Source organism: Conexibacter woesei Iso977N (assembly GCF_000424625.1).
GTDB classification, from domain to species: Bacteria; Actinomycetota; Thermoleophilia; order Solirubrobacterales; family Solirubrobacteraceae; genus Baekduia; species Baekduia woesei_A.
The window spans coordinates 152,138-168,783 of the sequence record NZ_AUKG01000001.1 but is presented as its reverse complement, the minus strand read 5'-3'; the positions used below and the strand labels follow the sequence as shown (position 1 = coordinate 168,783).

Here is a 16,646-nt window from a genome sequence, read left to right as displayed (position 1 = left end):
AGCGGATCCTACCTGCAAGGTCAGGGATACTCCGCGTCATGGACTTCTCGGACGCGCTCGCAGCGATCCAGGGCTGGATCGGCGTCGCGGTCTCCGTGTCGCTGACCGCGCACGGGACCGAGTACGTCCGGACGACCGGCGTCCTGGACCGCCCCGAGCAGCACGGCGAAACCGGCGGCGCCGAGCACTGGATCTTCCCGCTGGCCGGCAACTCCGGCTCCTTCGCGCTCCCCCAGACCTCCTACCTGGGCGCATCCTGGAGCGAGGACAGGATCAGCCTCCAGATCGAGCTGACCGCCGCCTCCCTCCAAATCGAGCTGGCCTAGGGCAAGCTCGGGCGATTTTCCGGGCCGTCTCGCCGCGCCTGACGGGAGCCGACCCGTCTTACGTAGAACCACCACGCGCCGCTGGGTCGGCCCCCGTCAGCCACGACGATCCGGGCCGGAAAATCGGCCTCGCGGGTGTGGGTTAACGGCCCGTCGCTCGTCGTGCCACGAGCACGGCGAAGCGGTGGTCCTTGAAGACGCAGTCGGCGGCGTCGAAGCCGGCTTCGCGGAGCCAGCGCAGCTGGGATTCGACGTCGCTGGGCTGGTCGTGGCGCATGCGCTCCAGCGAGGCGGCCCACTCGGCGTCGTCGGTGCCGGCCGCGCGGGCCGAGGCCTCGTGCCACTCGCGGTTGTAGCGGTCGAAGCAGGGGGTCGGGCCCGCGACCTGCTCGGCGTTGACGAACATGCCGCCGGGCGGGAGCGCCTCCCGGACGCGGGCGAACAGCGCGCGCTTGCCGTCGTCGTCGAGGTGGTGGATCGCCAGCGCCGAGACGACCGCGTCGAACTCGCCCGCGGGCAGCGGGTCGTTCAGGTCGGCGACGTGCAGCGTCGCGCGTTCGCCCAGCGTGCTCCGGGCCTGCTCGAGCATCGCGGGCGCGCCGTCGACCAGGACCAGCTCGGCCTCCGGGTAGGCGGCGGCGACGCGCGCGGCCAGCATGCCGGTCCCGGCGCCGAGGTCCAGGACGCGCCGCGGCGGTGCCGGGAGCATCCGGAGCACGTCGACGGCCGTGCCGTAGAAGGCGTCGAACGGGGGGATCAGGCGCCGCCGCGGCGCCTCGTAGGCCGCGGCGTGCGCATCGAACGTCTCGGGTGCGCTGTTGGTCATAGCGTACAAGTGTACGTGATAACAGACACTGTGTCCAGGGTGATCGCGCCGGGAACCATCGGCGCCATGAGGCGCGCCGCCTGGATCGCAGCCGCAGCCGCAGCCGCGCTCGCGGGCGGAGGCGCGGGGGTGGGCGGAGTCGCGGCCGCGCACGTCTCCGCGCGTGCCTCGGCGGCGCGGTGGCAGCCCGGTGTCGTCGCGGCGGAGCGCTACGCGGCGAGGCGGCGGGGTGGGATCTCGTTCGCGGTGCGGACCGCGTGCGGCGAGTGGGGGTGGAGGCAGGATCGGGCGGTGCCGAGCGCGTCGGTGCTCAAGGCCATGTTGTTGCTCGCGTACCTGCAGCGCGTCCCGGCCGAGCCGCTCGGCAGGAACCAGCGGGCGCTGTTGGCCCCCATGATCCGGCGCTCCGACAACGCCGCGGCCACGCGCGTGCTCGCGCTCGACGGCGGCGCGCGACGCCTACAACATGACGCGGGACGCTGGGGCATGAGGGCGTTCAAGGCCATCAACAACCCGTGGGGTGACTCAACCATCACCGCGCGCGATCAGGCGCGGTTGTTGCTGCACTACGACCGCCGCGTCCCCGCCCGCCACCGCGCCTACGCGCTCACGCTGCTGCGGACGATCGTCCGCAGCCAGCGCTGGGGTGTCGCCAAAGTTGCGCCTCGCGGCTGGACGCTGCACTTCAAGGGCGGCTGGGGCTCCGGGACCGGCCGCGTCGACCACCAGGTCGCGCTGCTCACGCGCGGCAACCAGCGCGTGTCGCTCGCCATCCTCACCACCGGCGACGGCACGCACGCCTACGGGAAGCAAACGCTCGAAGCACTGGCGCGCCGCCTCCTCCGCGGCCTCCCCGACCGCGCGACCGTCTGCTGAGCTCAGCCGGTCGTCGACGTCCTCGACGTCGTGTCCGTCGCGATGCCCTGCTTCTTCAGCTCCGCCGTCGCCTGCGCCAGCTTCTGCGCGCCGTCGCCCTTGAGCAGGTTCTGCAACGCGGCGGCGAGCGTCTTGGAGTCGTTCTTCCTCGCCGCATCCGCCGCCTTGCGCAGCTGATCGGCGATCTCGTGCAGCCCGGTCACGAGCTTGGCGTGCGCGTCCTTCGCGGCCGCCGGCGGCGTGATCGCGGCGAACTTGTCGGCCGACTGGTCGATCGCGTCCGCGCCCCTGTCCAGCCGCGCGGCGATCTGCGCCGACGACGTGTTCGACCCCGTCTGATCCGAGATGTCGCCGAACGTCCTCTGCAGCTGCGCGGTCGCCGCGGCGAGCTCCTTGCCGTACTCGGCCTTCGAGTCGGCCGTCGTCGACCCACCCCCGCCACCTCCGCCACACCCGGCGGCGGCGAGCAGCGCAACGACGAGCGCGAGCAGGGCGATGGGGCGGCGCATGCCCCGATCCTCCCAGACTCGGCGCCGCCGCGTACCCTTCAGGACGATGTCCCTGGATCCCACCCACACCGCGCTCGGCACCTGGTCGGGCGGCCGCTTCATGCACTTCGGCGCCCCGCTGGACGACGACCGCTACCTCGCGCTGATCCGCCCGGACGAGCGCGTCCGGACGGTCCTGACCGCCGACGTCTACGGCGCGGGCGAGGCCGACACGCTGCTCGGCCGCTCGCTCGAGGGCCTGGACCGGGACTCCTACTGCCTCGTCGGCGCCGTCGGCCACGACTTCTACGAGGGCGAGCGCGAGGGGCCGAAGGGCTTCCCGCGCTTCACCGACCCGCGGCTGCGGCCGGAGAGCGAGTACGCGTCCTACCTCAGGACCGCGACCGAGCGCTCGCTGCAGCGCATCGGCGCCGACCGCTTCGACCTGTTGTTGTTGCACAACCCGGACCGCACGGGTTACACGAGCCCCGCGGTCTGGGAGGGCCTGGAGGCGGTGCGTGAGGCCGGCCTGACCCGCCTGCTCGGCGTCGCGCCCGGCCCCGCCAACGGCTTCACGCTCGACGTGATCGACTGCTTCGAGCGCTTCGGCGCCTCGATCGACTGGGCGATGCTGATCCTCAACCCGTTCGAGCCGTGGCCGGGCGAGCTCGCGCTGCCGGCCGCCGTCGCCCACGACGTCAAGGTCATCACGCGCGTCGCCGACTACGGCGGGCTCTTCCACGACGACCTGCGCCCCGGCCTGCCGATGGCCGAGTTCGACCACCGCAAGTTCCGCCCGGACGGCTGGGTCCAGCGCGGCGTCGAGCGTCTCGACGCGCTGCGCCCGATCGCCGAGCGCCACGGCCTGACGATGCTCCAGCTCGCCGCGCAGTGGAACCTCGCGCACCCCGCGGTGGAGTCGGTCGTCCCGACGCTGATCCAGGAGTCCTGGGACGGCGCCAAGCCCGTCGAGGGCCAACGCGCCGAGCTGGCGGCCACGCCCGCCGACGTCGTGCTGAGCGACGAGGAGGTCGACGAGATCCGCGCGATCGGCGACAACACGCGCTCCATGAGGCTCAAGGGCGGCGTGCCCGACCACGACGGCGACGCCAAGCCGGACCGCTGGGCGCTGGACGCCGACCTCGAGGCGATCGGCGCCCGCTGGGACATCGCGCCCGACGGCCTGCAGCTGGCCTAGCCGAAGAAGACCTCGGCGTCGGCGAAGAACTTGTCGTCCAACGTCTTCGGGTCGCCGAGCGCCTCGCTGATCGGCACCGTCACGATGTCGGTCCCGCGCAGCGCGACCATCACGCCGGACTGCTGAGCGGTCACGGCCTCTGCGGCGGCGACGCCGAAGCGGGTCGCCAGCACGCGGTCGAACGCGGTCGGCGTCCCGCCGCGCTGGACGTGGCCGAGGATCGTCATCCGCGTCTCGTAGCCGGTCCGCCTCTCGATCTCGGACTCCAGCGTCACCGCGATCCCGCCCAGGCGCTCGTGGCCGAAGGCGTCCAGCCTGCCCGCCTCGCCCGAAGTCGTCAGCGTCCCCTCCTGCGGCACCGCGCCCTCGCTCACCACCACGATCGAGAACGTCCGCCCGTGCGCGTGGCGCCTGCGCAGGTGGTCGCAGACGACCTCGATGTCGAACGGCCTCTCGGGCACCAGGATCACGTCGCCGCCGCCCGCCATCCCGGCGTGCGCCGCGATGAACCCCGCGTGGCGGCCCATGACCTCCAGGACCATCACGCGGTTGTGCGACTCGGCCGTCGTGTGCAGCCGGTCGACCGCGTCGGTCGCGATCTGCACCGCGGTCTGGAAGCCGAACGTGTAGTCGGTGCCCTTGAGGTCGTTGTCGATGGTCTTGGGCACGCCCACCACCGGGACGCCGTCGGCCGCCAGCCGCGCCGCGACGCCCAGCGTGTCCTCGCCGCCGATCGGCACGAGCACGTCCACGTCGAACGCCGCCATCCCCGCCCGGACCGCCTCGGTCCCGCCCCCGTCCTTCTTGTAGGGGTTGGTCCGCGACGACCCCAGGATCGTCCCGCCGCGCGGCAGGATCCCCTTGGTCGACTCGACCGTCAGCGGCTCCGCGTCGCGCTCCAGCAGGCCGGCCCAGCCGTACCTGTAGCCGACCAGCTCGTGCCCATCCGCGACGCCCTTGCGGACGACCGCGCGGATGACCGCGTTCAACCCCGGGCAGTCGCCGCCGCCCGTCAATACCCCGATCCTGGCCATGGCGAGGATGCTAAGCGGTGCGTCCAGCCCCCAAGTGGGCTATCCGGAGCGCCTCGTCGACCGGCTCCGGGCGCCCGAGGTGGAAGCCCTGCGCGTAGTCGACGCCCAGCTCCCGCACGGCGTCCAGGGTCGCGGAGTCGCCCACGAACTCGGCCAGCGACCGCGTCCCGAGACCCCGCGCGATTGCCACGACCGCCTCGACGACCAGGCGGTCGGTCGGGTTGTCGCGCAGTCCGCGCACGAACTCGCCGTCGATCTTCAGCAGGTCGAAGCAGAGGTGCTTGAGGTACGCGAACGACGCGAAGCCCGCGCCGAAGTCGTCCAGCGCCAGCAGGCACCCGAGGCGCCGCAGCGTGTCGGCCAGCGCCCGCGCGCGTTCCAGGTTCACGATCGCCGCCGTCTCGGTGATCTCCACGATCAACCTCCCGGCCGGGACCGGCGTGGCGACCAGCAGCGCCTCCAGCCAGCCGGCGAACTCCGCGTCGCCCATCGTCTTGCCCGACAGGTTCACGCTCAGCGTCACCGGCGTGCCGCGCTCGTGCTCGCGCCGGACCAGCGCGACCGCGCGCTCCACGACCCAGCGGTCGATCAGCGGGATCAGGTCGAAGCGCTCGGCGATCGGCAGGAACGTCGCGGGCGGGACCAGCTCGCCGGAGTCCGAGCGCATCCGGATCAGCAGCTCGAACGCGGGCGCCGCGTCCTCGGTCAGCTCGAGCGAGACGATCGGCTGCGCATGCAGCTCGAAGCGGTCCTCGACCAGCGCGGTCCGGATCCGCTCCAGCCACGACAGGCGCGACACGTGGCGCCCCGCGCCGGCGGCGTCCTCGTCGCGCTCGGAGGTCGCCGCGCGGTTGCGGCCCGCCTCCTTGGCGTCGTACATCGCGATGTCGGCCTCGACCAGCAGCTCCTCGGCGCTCAACCTGTCCGCGCCGGAGAACGGCGCCAGGCCGATCGACGCGGTCACGCGCGCCTGGCGCGTCTGGTCGGCGACGACGCCGTCGCGGGCGACGGCGCGCAGCAGCTTCTCGGCGACCGCGCCGGCCTCGGCCTCGGTCGCCTCCGGCAGGATCACGCCGAACTCGTCGCCGCCGAGCCGTGCGATCACGTCGGACTCGCGCAGCTCGGTGCGCAGCGTCGCCGACAGGCGCGCGATCAGCTCGTCGCCGACCGGGTGGCCGAGCGTGTCGTTGACGTACTTGAAGCCATCGAGATCGAGGACAAGAAGGGCGCCCGCGCGCGAGTAGCGCTCGGCCCCGGCCAGCACGTGCTCCAGCTCCTCCTCGAAGCGGCGCCGGTTGAACAGCCCGGTCAGCGCGTCGTGGTCGGCGAGGTACTGCAGCTGGCCCTCGAAGCGCTTGCGCTCCGTGATGTCCATGACCTGCGCGATCCCGAAGGCCGGCCTGCCGTCGTCGCCGTTGACGACCGCGACCGTCACGAGCGTCCAGACGACGTGCCCGTCGGCGTGCAGCAGCCGCGCCTCGGTCTCGATCTGCGCGGTCCTGCCGCGGATCAGCCCGCCGAGGAGGCGCTTGCCGGCGTCGACGTCGTCGGGGTGGACGATCCGGGCGACCCGAGTGCCGAGCAGCGAGTTGCGCTCGTAGCCGAGCAGCTGCGCCAGCGCGGGGTTGACGGTGATCCACTGACCCGGGTTGGCGCCGCGCAGGTTCAGGACGCAGACGCCGATCGGCGCGTGCTCGAAGGCGGTCCGGAAGCGCGCCTCGGCCTCGCGGCGCGAGGTCTCCAGGCGATGGCGCTCGGTGACGTCCTGCGTGGTGCCCCAGACGCGCGTGATCCTGCCGTCCACGCGCTCGGCCGACGCGCCGCGCCCGTGCATGATGCGCTCCACGCCGTCCGGGCGGATCAGGCGATAGGTGATGTCGAACGGCTCGCCGTCGAGTGCCGCGCGGGCCAGCGCGCCGCGCAGGGCGCCGCGGTCGTCGGGGTGGATCAGCGCGTCGTGGGCCTCGTAGCCGCCGCGGCTGCGCGCGGGGTCGACGCCGAAGATCTTGAACAGGCCCGGGCTCCACCACGACGCGCCGTCCTGGACCGGGTCGCTCGACCACGAGCCCATGCCCGCCATCGCCTGGGCCTCCTCGAGCAGCGCCTGCTGGCGGCTCGCGGCCTCCTCGGCGTCGCGCAGGCGCAGCTCGTCCTGCTTGCGCGCGGTGATGTCGCGGGTGGTCGTGACCGCCTCGACGAAGTTGCCGTCGGCGTCCAGGACGGGGGAGACCGTGGACTCCAACCACATCATGTCGTCCGGGTTGCCGCCGCGGGCGATGCGGTAGGAGACGACCGTGCGCCGGCCGCTGCGGGCGAGCTCGTGCGCGTCGCGGATCGCCTGCGCGTCGTCGGGGTGGCAGACGTCGACCGCCCAGAAGCCGACGAGGTGCTCGGCGTCGAAGCCGAGCAGCGCCTTGGCGCCGCCGGCCGCGTAGACGATCCTGCCGTCGGGCGCGTGGCGCGCGATCAGGTCGCCGGCGTGGGTGGCGAGCAGCGCGAGGTCGCGCTCGCGCTCGGCCAGCGCGGCCTGGGCCTCGACGTAGGCGGTGACGTCGGTGATCGAGATGACCGCGCCGTACGGGGCGGCGGCGCCCTCGATGTACAGCGGGACCGCGTTGACGCGCAGGTGGCGGGTGATGCCGTCGCGGTTGGCCAGGACCATCGGGACGTCGCGGACCGGCGCGCCGGTCGCGATCGCGCGTGGGCCGGGCTGGTCCGGGATCTCCATCGCGGTGCCGTCCGGGTGGCGCAGCGCGTCGGTGGAGCGCGCGTCGGCGGCGTTGCGGCCGGCGAGGCCGTCCTGGTCGAGGTCGTGGAAGCCCGTGATCAGCCGTGCTGCGCGGTTGGACGCGCGGATCGTCGCGGTCGCGTCGATGACCGCGAGGCCCTCCGTCGTCGCATCGGCCGCCGGGCCGAGGAGGCGGGACCACTCTTCGTCGCTGGTGGGGGCGTGGCGGAGGGACATCGGGCAGGTCTTCCTCCGTGGGGTCGGCGGCACGCGCGGGGACTTGAGCCGGGTGTCCTTCGTAACTTCTGCGCACGGGCTTCGTTCGAGCGGCACATGAAGGCGATGAACAAGGAGCTTGGAACGATGAGAAGGCTGCTGCGGTCACGCGCGGGCGTCGGGCTGGCCGCGGTGGCGGTGGCCGCCGCCGTCGTGCCGGCGGGTGCTTCGGCCAACGTGCAGGTCGGGTCGTCCGGATGGCTGTGGGGCAACCCGCTGCCGCAGGGCAACACGCTGCGCGCGATGCAGTTCTCGGGGTCGACCGGCTATGCCGCGGGCGACTTCGGGACGCTGCTGAAGACCGGCGACGGCGGCGCGTCGTGGTCCGGGCTGCCGGCCGGGACGTTCTCGAACCTGACGGTGCTGCAGGTGCTCGACGGCAACACGCTGGTCGCGGGCGGCGGGTGCGTGGCGCGGCGGTCGACCGACGGCGGCCAGACGTTCACGCGGATCGCGTTCACGAACGTCGAGTCCAACTGCCCGGCCGAGGCGAACCTGGCGGCGCTGGCGTTCCTGGACGCCAACACGGGCTTCGTGTTCGAGCAGGGCGGCCAGGTCTTCCAGACCGACGACGGCGGGACGCGCTTCGCGGCGAAGATCGCGGTGCCGGGGACGCGCGCGGTCGGCGGCGGCGCGGTGCCGACCGACGCGGTGTTCCGGTCGCCGACGGTCGGCTTCGTGGCGACGAGCGACGGCAACATCTACCAGACGACCGACGGCGGCAACTCGTGGCTGTCGGTGTCCAAGACCGACCGCCCGGTGCGGTCGGTGCTGTTCGCCACCGAGAGGGTCGCCTACGCGGTGGGCGACGGGAACCTGTTCCTGAAGTCGACCGATGGCGGCGCGACGTGGGTCGCCAAGCCCGACGGCGCGCCGGACGGCGAGGACCTGACCGGCGTCGAGTGCGCCGGTGAGGATGTGTGCGTGCTCTCGACCAAGGCGGGGTCCAAGGTCGGCGTGACCAAGGACGGCGGGACCGGCTGGGCGTGGCCGACGCCGTCGAGCGACCCGCTGTACGCGGCCGGGCTGGCGTCGGCGACGCGGCTGGTCGCGGCGGGGCAGCAGGGGTCGACGGTCGTCTCCGACGACGCGGGCGCGACGTTCGCGCCGGTCGGCGGGCGGCTGCTCGGGAAGTTCTCGAAGGTCGTCGCGGGGCGGGTTGCGGGTTCGGCGTTCGCACCGGGTCCGGACGGCACGCTGGGCCGGACGGTCGACGGCGGCAAGACGTGGACGCGCGGGAACGTCGCGACGTCCGAGGACGTCTTGGACGTCTCGTTCCCGGACGTGAACGACGGCTACGCGCTGGACGTCGCGGGCGGGGTGTTCAACACCAACGACGGCGGCGGGCACTGGGCGACGCTGGACACCGGCTCGACCGCGCGGGCCCAGGCGGTCTACGCGCCGTCGGCCTCGGTTGTGATGGTGGTCGGTCCGACGGGCATCCGGCGGTCGACCGATAGCGGCGGGTCGTTCAGCGCCGTGCACGGTGCGGCCGTGGGCTCGGTGCAGCTGTCGGGCGTCGATCGCGCGGGCGGCGCCGTGGTGGCCTGGGGGTCGCAGGACGTCGCGCGGTCGGTCGACAACGGCAAGACGTGGACGACGGTCCTGAAGCCGGGGAGGTACAAGACGGTCAGGGTCGGGCGTCACAAGAAGAGGGTCAACCGGCTGAGCGTCCGCAACGTGGACTTCGTCGATGCCAACAACGGGTTCCTGCTCGACGGGTCCGGGCGGCTGTGGCGGACGGCCAACGGCGGCAAGGCGTGGACCGAGCTGCCGGGCGTCGGGACCAACGCGGCGCGCGGGATGTCGTTCTCGTCGACCAAGTCGGGGTACTTGGTGATCTCGTCGTTCGGCGACGTGCGGCAGTCCACGGGCTTCCTGCTGCGGACCGACGACGGCGGCGCGACGTGGCACCCGCAGTTCGTGGTCAGCGACCCGATCGCGGATGAGGGCGTGGCCGCGGGCGGCGGGACCGACTACCTGCTCGGCGGGACGCAGTCGCTGCTGTACTCGACGACCGGTGGGGATGCCGGAGCGGCTTCCGATCTGTCGATCGCCGCGCCGAGGACGAAGTACACGAAGCCGGCGCACATCGTCGTGACCGGGGCGCTGAAGCCGGCGTCGGGCAACGAGCGGATCACGGTGGCCTACCGGGCGCCGGGGGCGACGTCGTGGCGGACGCAGACGGTGACGGCTTCGGCCAACGGCACGTTCACGTCGTCCTGGAACCTGGCGAAGGGCGACAACACGTTCGTCGCGCAGTGGCAGGGCAACTTCCGGTCGCACGGCGACGGGTCGAAGGTCCTGGTCGTGCACGTGGGCAGGGCCAAGAAGAAGTAGCGCGCGCGGCGCTCCGGCTCTCTAGGCGGCGATGGGCTCGTGCATGCCATCGCCGCCGAGGCCGGCGGCGGGACGGGCGGTCCGGACGGTCACGGGCATGCCGTCGCGGGGGCCGATCGTCGGCATCTGGCGGACGGTGAGCGCGTAGCCCGGATCCACTTCGAGGCGGTACTTGCTCAGGATCTTCGACGCGATCACGTGGATCTCGGCCTGGCCGAAGCGCATCCCGATGCACGTGCGGGAGCCGCCGCCGAAGGGGACGTAGGCGCCCTTGGGGATCCTGTCGCGGTTGGCGGCGGAGAACCGCTCCGGCTTGAAGGTGAAGGGGTCGTCCCAGACGTCGGGGAGGTGGTGGGAGACCCAGGAGGAGTACTCCACCGGGACGCGGGCCGGGATGTCGACGCCGGCGATCGTCGCGTCGCCGATCGCGCGGCGGGGGCCGATCCAGGCGGGCGGGTAGATGCGCAGGGTCTCGTCGAGGGCGGTGCCCAGGTCGAAGTCCGGCTGCTCGGCGAGCTGCGGGTTGCGGGAGAGCTCGTAGAAGAGGAAGGCGACCGTCGAGGTCGTCGTGTCGTGGCCCGCGAAGAGCAGCGTCATGACCTCGTCGCGGATGTTGCGGTCGGTGAGCGCGAGGCGCCCGTCCTCGTCGTGGGCGGTGGCGAGCAGGAGGCCGAGGAGGTCGTCGCCCAGGTCTTTGGCGGCGCGGCGCCGGTTGATCTCGGCGTAGATGACGGAGTCCAGCCGCTTGGCCGCGGCGCGCATCTTGTTCCACGGCGAGCGCGGACCGCGCAGGACCTGCAACACGTAGTCCTTTGACCAGAAGCTCAGCGCGTTCTCGAACTCGTCGGCGGGGTTGATGCCGTGGGTCCTCTGGGCCTCGTCGGGGTCGAGGCCGAACAGCGCGCGCATGGCGATGCGCAGGGCGAGCTCGCGGGTCCAGTGGTACAGGTCGATCTGCATGCCGTCGTGCCACTGCGCGAGCGCGCGGTCGACCTCCTCCTCCATCAGATCGGTCGCCTGTGCGATCCGCTCTCGGTGGAACATCGGGAGCATGGCCTTGCGCGACAGGCGGTGGAACGACCCGTCGATCGCGAGCATGCCGTCGCCGAGGAGCGGCATCAGGTCGCCGTAGTGCCCCGTGCGCCACTCGTAGTTGGAGGCGTTGGAGACCAGCAGGTGGTGGTTGGCCTCCGGCCCCAGCACGAACACGATGTTCTGGTGGAAGACGCGTTGCGTGAAGACCGGTCCGTAGCGCTCGTAGGCGTCCAGCAGCAACGTGAGCGGATCCCGGGTGAACCCCATCGTCCGCTTCATCGAGAACTCCGTATCGCCCGGCGGGAACTTGCCCCTGGCCGTGCGCTCGATCGCATAGTCGCCCGCCATCCGCCTGAACGGGTTCGTACTCGTCGGCGCCTCCGGGGCAAAAACCCTCACCTCACCCATGCCGGAACCGTACAACCGATTTGGCCAACCAGCCAGTTTCCGGGTCACACGCGTCCCGAAACTCCCGCGTTCGCCGGTCTCCGCCGCCGTCGGTACACGCGGTCCCGATCGCCCTCGGCAACGCCATCCGTCGCATCCACGGCCACACTGCCGCCACCGCGAGCCTCAGCGGTACCGATGCGTGGCACGTCGCATCACGCCAAGCGTTCGGCGGTCTCCGCCGTCGTCGGTACACGCGGTCACGGTCGCCCTGGGCAACGCCATCCGTCGCATCCGCGGCCACACCTCCTACCACTGCGAACCTCAGCGGTACCGATGCGTCGTCCATCGCATCACTTCCCGCGTTCGCCAGTCTCCGCAGGCGCGAACCCCGTCACTCCACGCCGACCCAACTGCTGCCATAATGTGCGTCCCGATCGACTCGGGGGCGTAGCTCAGTTGGTTAGAGCGCCGGCCTGTCACGCCGGAGGTCGCGGGTTCGAGTCCCGTCGCTCCCGTCCTTTCAACACCGCCGTCTCGGCTAGAGCGGCGGTGTTTGTGTTTTCGGGGACGAAGAACTCTCTGCGAACGCCGCGGTCGGCCTGACCCTCGGCGTCGATCGCCTCGTGCTTAGCGACGTGCCCGGCGCGCTCCAGGTCGCCCAGTTCGTAAGATTGCGCAGGCGCGCGCGGGGATCCTTGAGCTGGCGGCGACGGCGTTTCGTCGATCATCATCGCCCGCGCGACGCGGGCGAGCCGGGTGCCCGTTGCGATGCTCAGCGCTTCACGATCATTCTCGCTGGGTGCGCTTTCGGAAGCCCGAGGCTCGCGTTCGCCAACCGCTTCGACCGGCGGGGACCTCGTATCAGATGAGCCTGCTCTTGGTTACGCTAGACACAAGGCTGAGTCGAGAGATCCGAGGGCTGAGCCCTGACCATCGGTGATCTCGCCATATCTCCGTCGCGTATGGTCGGCTCTGTGACTGCTGAAGGCTGCCTCGTCAGTCTCTACGGGGTTCTATCGGAGCCGGTGCCGGCGAACGGCCGCGCTGGCGAGACGACCCACACTCGTCAGAAGGAGACCGTGGACAATGACGCTGAAGCTGTTGAGTTCGACGTCGACATCATCGCCGGTTCAGGTGAGCTCAATGTATGAGTTGCTTGCCGTGCCTGCTCCTGACGCCCTTGCCTTGGGGGAGACTCGCATGACGAAGACGATCGAAACCATCGACGAGGAGTTTGGCGATCATCATGAATAACTCGCCGGAGTCGCTGGTGATTGAGGACTCGCTCTATCGCGTTCTGGGTGAGCCTGCGCCCGTTTCGGCGACGGTCGGCGAGACTCGCATCACTGCGACCAAGGAAACCATCGACGACGACACTGAGGATGTTCCCGACGACGACATCCTCGAACTCTGACTTCTTCGCTCATCATCGGCAGTCGCGACGACGAGCACGTGCAGGCGGTGCTCGCGTTTGCTGGATCCGCTGAGCCGCTCGTTGTGGACGCATCGACGCTGGACGGCGTTGACTACGTCCTCGACGACGCCGAGCTTCTTCAAGTGGGCGACGCGGCCGAGCTTAGGTCAGTCGGCCTTTCTGACTCGCGGGGGTGGGTGCGGCGGCTGAGCGCCCCCGGGTGGCGCCGATCAGTGGTATCCGGCTCGCAAGCCTCGGCCGAGAGAGCCGCCTTCATATCTCTTGTTGTAGGGATAGCAAGCCACCCGGGAGTTGATTGGCTGACGCCTTACCCCCGGTTGCTCGCAGCGGAGAACAAGCTGCGGCAACTAGCCCACGCGCGTCGACTCGGAATTGCGGCGCCACGTACAGCGGTCGTTCGAAGCCCTGGAATGATCCCGGAACAACTCGGGGACCGATTGGTGATCAAGCCACTCGGCCCCGGGCATTTCGTCGAGCTCGATGGGAATGCAAAGGTGGTATGGGCTCAGGAGATGCAGCGCGATGACCCACGCCTAGCGGCCCTAACGGGGGCGCCCTTTCTGTTGCAGGAGCGCATTGTGGCTCGCCGTCACCTGCGCGTCGTTACATGCGCCGACCGTGCGTGGAGCTGCGAGCTTGAGGCGGACGAGTTGCCCCTGGACTGGCGGCGCAGCGAGGCGGCCCACTCCAGCTTCCGTGTGACATCCGAGCCCGAGCTAGAGGCGCTTGCGCTCAAGATCGCGAATGACATGGGGTTGGGCTATTCCAGTCAAGACTGGCTCGACACCGGGACGCGGTGGCTGTTCATTGACTTGAATCCAGCCGGCCAGTGGCTCTTTCTACCCGAGCCCGTCTGCTCGCAGGTCAGCGCCGCGGTCGCGAGGTATCTAGAGCATGCCTAAGTTGCCAGGGTGGTCTAAGCGGGCCGAGGTTGCTAGTAGTCAGTTTATCTATCTGATCCACTTCCTCAGTCTGCTCGTCCCAGGCAAGAAGTTGCCCGCGTTCGCGGCTGACCAACTCAAACCGGGGGACGTCACCCAGTGGAGTCAGGATGAACTCAAGCTGTTGATCGAAGAGGGCCGTCGCCAGTCTGATCGCCAGCAGGCGGATCTACAAGCTCTTCGCGGACGGGCGCAGTGGCTGTTCACAGTGGCTGTGGCGGCGCTTGGTGGGCTGGGCGCGAGTCTGGCTTCCCACCGGCCGGACCTATGGGTCAGCGTGCTGTGGATCCTCGGGCTCGCGGCGCTCGTGTACGGAGTCGGCGGAGCGGCGGCGATCATGGTCACGCGGGCTGACTTCCGAAACATCCACGCCGCCGTAATGAGTTCGCTGCAACAACCAATTGATCTCGAGTTGGCGAAAGCGTATTCCGGCATGATGGCGGAGGGCGAGAACACATTTGCCACGCGGCTGACGTTGTTTCGTCAAGCCGTCGTCTGGTGCTTGGCCGGGGGCTATCTAGGTCTCGTTGCGCTGTTGTTGTCCTAGGACGTTCGCCATCCGACACGCGCGCCGGCCAGGAACCGGCGTCACGGTGACGATGAACCCTGAGCCCTCAGAAGTACCCGCCGGAACCCGGCCCCGCCGTCAGCGGCCGCGGTCGTCGTTGCGGACGGTGTGGAAGCTCTGCCACGTGATCCGCAGGATCATCAACGTGATCGCCAGGCCGATGAGCGGATCGGCGATCGGGGCGCCCAGCGCGACCGCGATCGCGCTGAGGACGACGCCGACCGAGACGATCGCGTCGGACTGCGCGTGCCTGCCGTCGGCGACGAGCGCGGCGCTGTCGAGCCGGCGGCCTCCGGCGAGGCGGACGCGGGCGGCGATCGCGTTGCCGATCACGCCGGCCACACCCGCGAGCGCGAGCGCCGGCAGGTGCTCGGGCGGCAGCGGGTTGATGATGCGGTCGACGGCGAAGAACGCGGCGACGACGGCGCTGGCGAAGATCGTGGCGACGACGGCCAGGCCGGCCCCGCGCTCGGCACGGTCGGAGCGCAGCAGGAACGCGACGCCCAGCGGGATCGCCGTGAACGCGTCGCCGACGTTGTGGATCAGGTCGGCGAGCAAAGCGATGGAGTCGGTCGCGACGTAGATCGCCGCCTGCGCGGCGGCGGTGATCCCGAGCAGGACCAAGGACACCAACACGACCCGGAGGCCGTCGCGTGAGCGCGTGATCGACGGGTCCACGAGCCCGTGGCTGTGGCCGTGCCCGTGTGCGTGGCCGTGCACGTGGTCGCTCACGCCGACGCCGCATCGGCGACGCGTACGCCGCGCGAGAGCCCGGCGCGCATGTGCTCCGCGTGGGAGATCGCCTGCGTCAGCAGCTCCCCGACGTGCTCGTCGTACAGGTCGTAGACGACCCGGCGACCGTCGCGCTCGCCGACGACCAGCCCGAGGTGCCGCAGCAGCCGCAGCTGGTGCGACACGGCGGACGCCTCCATCCCCACCGCCTCGGCCAGCTCGTTGACCGAGCACGGACCGGCCTGCAGCCGGCCGAGGATCCGGACGCGGCTCGGCGTCGCGAGCGCCTGCATCGTGTCGGCGACGACTTGCGCGAACGCCGGGTCAAGCCGGTCCGCCTCGTGTCGGTTCGTGCCGTGGGCCACGACGAAAGCTTAGCTGAACAGGTCATCAGGTATGCGGGCGTCGCCGTGGAGGAGCTCCGCGATCCGGCGGGCGATCTCGTCGCGGGTGGCCCGGACCGCCTCGAGCGGCCGGCCCTTGGGGTCCGGGAGGTCCCAGTCGATGTAGCGCTTGCCGGGGATGTAGGGGCAGGCGTCGCCGCAGCCCATCGTCACGATGATGTCGGCCTGCTCGGCCAGCTCGTGGGTGAGGCGGACGGGGCGGACGCCGGTGAGGTCGATGCCGACCTCGCGCATGACCTCGACGACCTCGGGATGCACGTGGCCGTCGGGGTCGGCGACGCTGCCGGCGCTCAAGGCATGGTGGTTGCCTTGAGCGGCCTGGTCGAACAGCGCGCGGCTCATCTGGGAGCGGCCGGCGTTGTGGAGGCAGACGAACAGGACGGTGGACATCAGGCCGCGACCGTCGCGCGCACGGGCGTAGGGTAGAGCGTCCGGATCAGGCCGAGGCCGACCGCCCCGCCGGCAAGCTGCGCCACGACGTAGGCGGGTGCCGACGCGGGCGCGATCCCGGCGAAGCTGTCGGAGAACATGCGGCCGACCGTGATCGCGGGGTTGGCGAAGCTCGTGCTGCTCGTGAACCAGTACGCCGCGCCGATGTAGGCGCCGACCGCCGCGGGTGCGCTCGCGGCGCGTCCGGTCCGGGCCAGCGAGAAGATCACCAACAACAACCCGGCCGTCGCGACGACCTCGGCCAGGAGGTGCGCGGGCGTCGCGCGGTGGGTCGTGGCGATGCTCGCCGCGGCCTGGGCGAACATCGCATTGGCGAGCACGGCGCCCGCGACGCAGCCGGCGACCTGCGCCGGGATGTAGGACAACGCCGCGCGCCACGTCACCCCGCCGAGCGCCGCGTCGACCAGCGACACCGCCGGGTTGAAGTGCGCGCCGGAGACCGGCCCGAACATCAAGATGATGGTGAACAGCCCGGCCGCCGTCGCGGCGCTGTTCTCCAGCAGCTGCAGGCCGGTGTCGCCCGGCGACAGCCGCGCCGCCGCGATCCCGGACCCGACGACGACCGCGGCCAGGAACATCGACCCCAGGAACTCGGCCAG

Annotated in this window: 17 protein-coding genes and 1 tRNA gene; 9 read left to right on the top strand and 9 right to left on the bottom strand. The window is 71.0% G+C overall.

Going from position 1 to position 16,646, the window contains the following annotated elements; genetic code table 11:
• Positions 1 to 38 precede the first annotated feature (38 nt).
• Positions 39 to 326, top strand: a complete 288-nt coding sequence (locus tag H030_RS0100820; protein WP_027004710.1) for a hypothetical protein — start codon at positions 39 to 41, stop codon at positions 324 to 326.
• A gap of 142 nt (positions 327 to 468) precedes the next feature.
• On the opposite strand, the gene H030_RS0100815 is transcribed toward H030_RS0100820, so the two are convergent.
• On the bottom strand, positions 469 to 1,152 hold the full coding sequence (locus H030_RS0100815; RefSeq protein ID WP_027004709.1) for a class I SAM-dependent methyltransferase: 684 nt from the start codon (positions 1,150 to 1,152) through the stop codon (positions 469 to 471).
• Positions 1,153 to 1,218: 66 nt separating this feature from the next.
• Between H030_RS0100815 and H030_RS0100810 the strand changes: the two genes are divergently transcribed.
• Positions 1,219 to 2,028 (top strand): serine hydrolase, encoded by an 810-nt coding sequence (locus H030_RS0100810; protein ID WP_027004708.1) that lies wholly within the window; start codon positions 1,219 to 1,221, stop codon positions 2,026 to 2,028.
• A gap of 2 nt (positions 2,029 to 2,030) precedes the next feature.
• On the opposite strand, the gene H030_RS0100805 is transcribed toward H030_RS0100810, so the two are convergent.
• Positions 2,031 to 2,537 (bottom strand): hypothetical protein, encoded by a 507-nt coding sequence (locus H030_RS0100805; RefSeq protein WP_027004707.1) that lies wholly within the window; start codon positions 2,535 to 2,537, stop codon positions 2,031 to 2,033.
• A 46-nt stretch (positions 2,538 to 2,583) separates the two neighbouring features.
• On the opposite strand from H030_RS0100805, the gene H030_RS0100800 reads away from it, so the two are divergent.
• A complete protein-coding gene (locus H030_RS0100800; RefSeq protein ID WP_081690406.1) occupies positions 2,584 to 3,714 on the top strand; it encodes an aldo/keto reductase in 1,131 nt (376 codons plus the stop codon).
• On the opposite strand, the gene H030_RS0100795 is transcribed toward H030_RS0100800, so the two are convergent.
• Complete coding sequence (locus H030_RS0100795) at positions 3,711 to 4,748, bottom strand: ATP-dependent 6-phosphofructokinase (RefSeq protein WP_035125700.1); 1,038 nt, start codon at positions 4,746 to 4,748, stop codon at positions 3,711 to 3,713. The two genes, H030_RS0100800 and H030_RS0100795, sit on opposite strands and share 4 nt — an antisense overlap.
• A gap of 10 nt (positions 4,749 to 4,758) precedes the next feature.
• A complete protein-coding gene (locus tag H030_RS35995; protein ID WP_051221390.1) occupies positions 4,759 to 7,713 on the bottom strand; it encodes an EAL domain-containing protein in 2,955 nt (984 codons plus the stop codon).
• 126 nt (positions 7,714 to 7,839) lie between these two features.
• Here H030_RS35995 and H030_RS0100785 point away from each other — a divergent pair, with 126 nt between their 5' ends.
• Positions 7,840 to 10,092 (top strand): WD40/YVTN/BNR-like repeat-containing protein, encoded by a 2,253-nt coding sequence (locus tag H030_RS0100785; RefSeq protein WP_196808947.1) that lies wholly within the window; start codon positions 7,840 to 7,842, stop codon positions 10,090 to 10,092.
• A 21-nt stretch (positions 10,093 to 10,113) separates the two neighbouring features.
• Here the strand turns inward: H030_RS0100785 and H030_RS0100780 are convergent, their stop codons facing one another.
• The gene (locus tag H030_RS0100780) at positions 10,114 to 11,475 is read right to left on the bottom strand and encodes a cytochrome P450 (RefSeq protein WP_231398332.1); all 1,362 of its coding nucleotides are present in this window, start codon (positions 11,473 to 11,475) and stop codon (positions 10,114 to 10,116) included.
• 483 nt (positions 11,476 to 11,958) lie between these two features.
• On the opposite strand from H030_RS0100780, the gene H030_RS0100775 reads away from it, so the two are divergent.
• The 5 genes from H030_RS0100775 (at position 11,959) to H030_RS0100755 (ending at position 14,440) form a co-directional block, all read left to right on the top strand.
• Positions 11,959 to 12,032, top strand: a tRNA-Asp gene (locus H030_RS0100775).
• A gap of 459 nt (positions 12,033 to 12,491) precedes the next feature.
• Complete coding sequence (locus tag H030_RS0100770) at positions 12,492 to 12,668, top strand: hypothetical protein (protein ID WP_155891756.1); 177 nt, start codon at positions 12,492 to 12,494, stop codon at positions 12,666 to 12,668.
• A gap of 83 nt (positions 12,669 to 12,751) precedes the next feature.
• Complete coding sequence (locus H030_RS0100765) at positions 12,752 to 12,931, top strand: hypothetical protein (RefSeq protein ID WP_027004701.1); 180 nt, start codon at positions 12,752 to 12,754, stop codon at positions 12,929 to 12,931.
• 38 nt (positions 12,932 to 12,969) lie between these two features.
• The gene (locus tag H030_RS38735) at positions 12,970 to 13,854 is read left to right on the top strand and encodes an ATP-grasp domain-containing protein (RefSeq protein WP_155891755.1); all 885 of its coding nucleotides are present in this window, start codon (positions 12,970 to 12,972) and stop codon (positions 13,852 to 13,854) included.
• Complete coding sequence (locus H030_RS0100755; RefSeq protein WP_027004699.1) at positions 13,847 to 14,440, top strand: hypothetical protein; 594 nt, start codon at positions 13,847 to 13,849, stop codon at positions 14,438 to 14,440. Before H030_RS38735 ends, H030_RS0100755 begins: the two co-directional genes overlap by 8 nt.
• 99 nt (positions 14,441 to 14,539) lie before the next feature.
• Here H030_RS0100755 and H030_RS28245 read toward each other — a convergent pair whose 3' ends face one another.
• The 4 genes from H030_RS28245 to H030_RS28240 are packed head-to-tail and all read right to left on the bottom strand — an operon-like array spanning position 14,540 to position 16,625.
• Positions 14,540 to 15,193 carry a cation diffusion facilitator family transporter gene (locus H030_RS28245; RefSeq protein ID WP_051221388.1) on the bottom strand — a complete coding sequence of 218 codons (654 nt, stop codon included), beginning with the start codon at positions 15,191 to 15,193 and terminating at the stop codon, positions 14,540 to 14,542.
• On the bottom strand, positions 15,190 to 15,558 hold the full coding sequence (locus H030_RS0100745; RefSeq protein ID WP_027004698.1) for an ArsR/SmtB family transcription factor: 369 nt from the start codon (positions 15,556 to 15,558) through the stop codon (positions 15,190 to 15,192). Before H030_RS0100745 ends, H030_RS28245 begins: the two co-directional genes overlap by 4 nt.
• Positions 15,559 to 15,567: 9 nt before the next feature.
• Positions 15,568 to 15,987: an arsenate reductase ArsC gene (locus H030_RS0100740; RefSeq protein WP_027004697.1), complete on the bottom strand. Its 420-nt coding sequence runs from the start codon at positions 15,985 to 15,987 to the stop codon at positions 15,568 to 15,570.
• A complete protein-coding gene (locus H030_RS28240) occupies positions 15,987 to 16,625 on the bottom strand; it encodes an aquaporin (RefSeq protein ID WP_051222419.1) in 639 nt (212 codons plus the stop codon). The genes H030_RS0100740 and H030_RS28240 overlap by 1 nt, the downstream gene beginning before the upstream one ends.
• Positions 16,626 to 16,646: the final 21 nt, after the last annotated feature.

Coding starts and splice junctions, on each gene's coding strand:
- H030_RS0100755 (WP_027004699.1), top strand. CDS start 13,847: ATGCCTAAGTTGCCAGGGTGGTCTAAGCGGGCCGAGGTTGCTAGTAGT.
- H030_RS0100820 (WP_027004710.1), top strand. CDS start 39: ATGGACTTCTCGGACGCGCTCGCAGCGATCCAGGGCTGGATCGGCGTC.
- H030_RS0100815 (WP_027004709.1), bottom strand. CDS start 1,152: ATGACCAACAGCGCACCCGAGACGTTCGATGCGCACGCCGCGGCCTAC.
- H030_RS0100795 (WP_035125700.1), bottom strand. CDS start 4,748: ATGGCCAGGATCGGGGTATTGACGGGCGGCGGCGACTGCCCGGGGTTG.
- H030_RS0100780 (WP_231398332.1), bottom strand. CDS start 11,475: ATGGCGGGCGACTATGCGATCGAGCGCACGGCCAGGGGCAAGTTCCCG.
- H030_RS35995 (WP_051221390.1), bottom strand. CDS start 7,713: ATGTCCCTCCGCCACGCCCCCACCAGCGACGAAGAGTGGTCCCGCCTC.
- H030_RS0100785 (WP_196808947.1), top strand. CDS start 7,840: ATGAGAAGGCTGCTGCGGTCACGCGCGGGCGTCGGGCTGGCCGCGGTG.
- H030_RS28240 (WP_051222419.1), bottom strand. CDS start 16,625: ATGTTCCTGGCCGCGGTCGTCGTCGGGTCCGGGATCGCGGCGGCGCGG.
- H030_RS0100805 (WP_027004707.1), bottom strand. CDS start 2,537: ATGCGCCGCCCCATCGCCCTGCTCGCGCTCGTCGTTGCGCTGCTCGCC.
- H030_RS0100810 (WP_027004708.1), top strand. CDS start 1,219: ATGAGGCGCGCCGCCTGGATCGCAGCCGCAGCCGCAGCCGCGCTCGCG.
- H030_RS0100800 (WP_081690406.1), top strand. CDS start 2,584: ATGTCCCTGGATCCCACCCACACCGCGCTCGGCACCTGGTCGGGCGGC.
- H030_RS0100740 (WP_027004697.1), bottom strand. CDS start 15,987: ATGTCCACCGTCCTGTTCGTCTGCCTCCACAACGCCGGCCGCTCCCAG.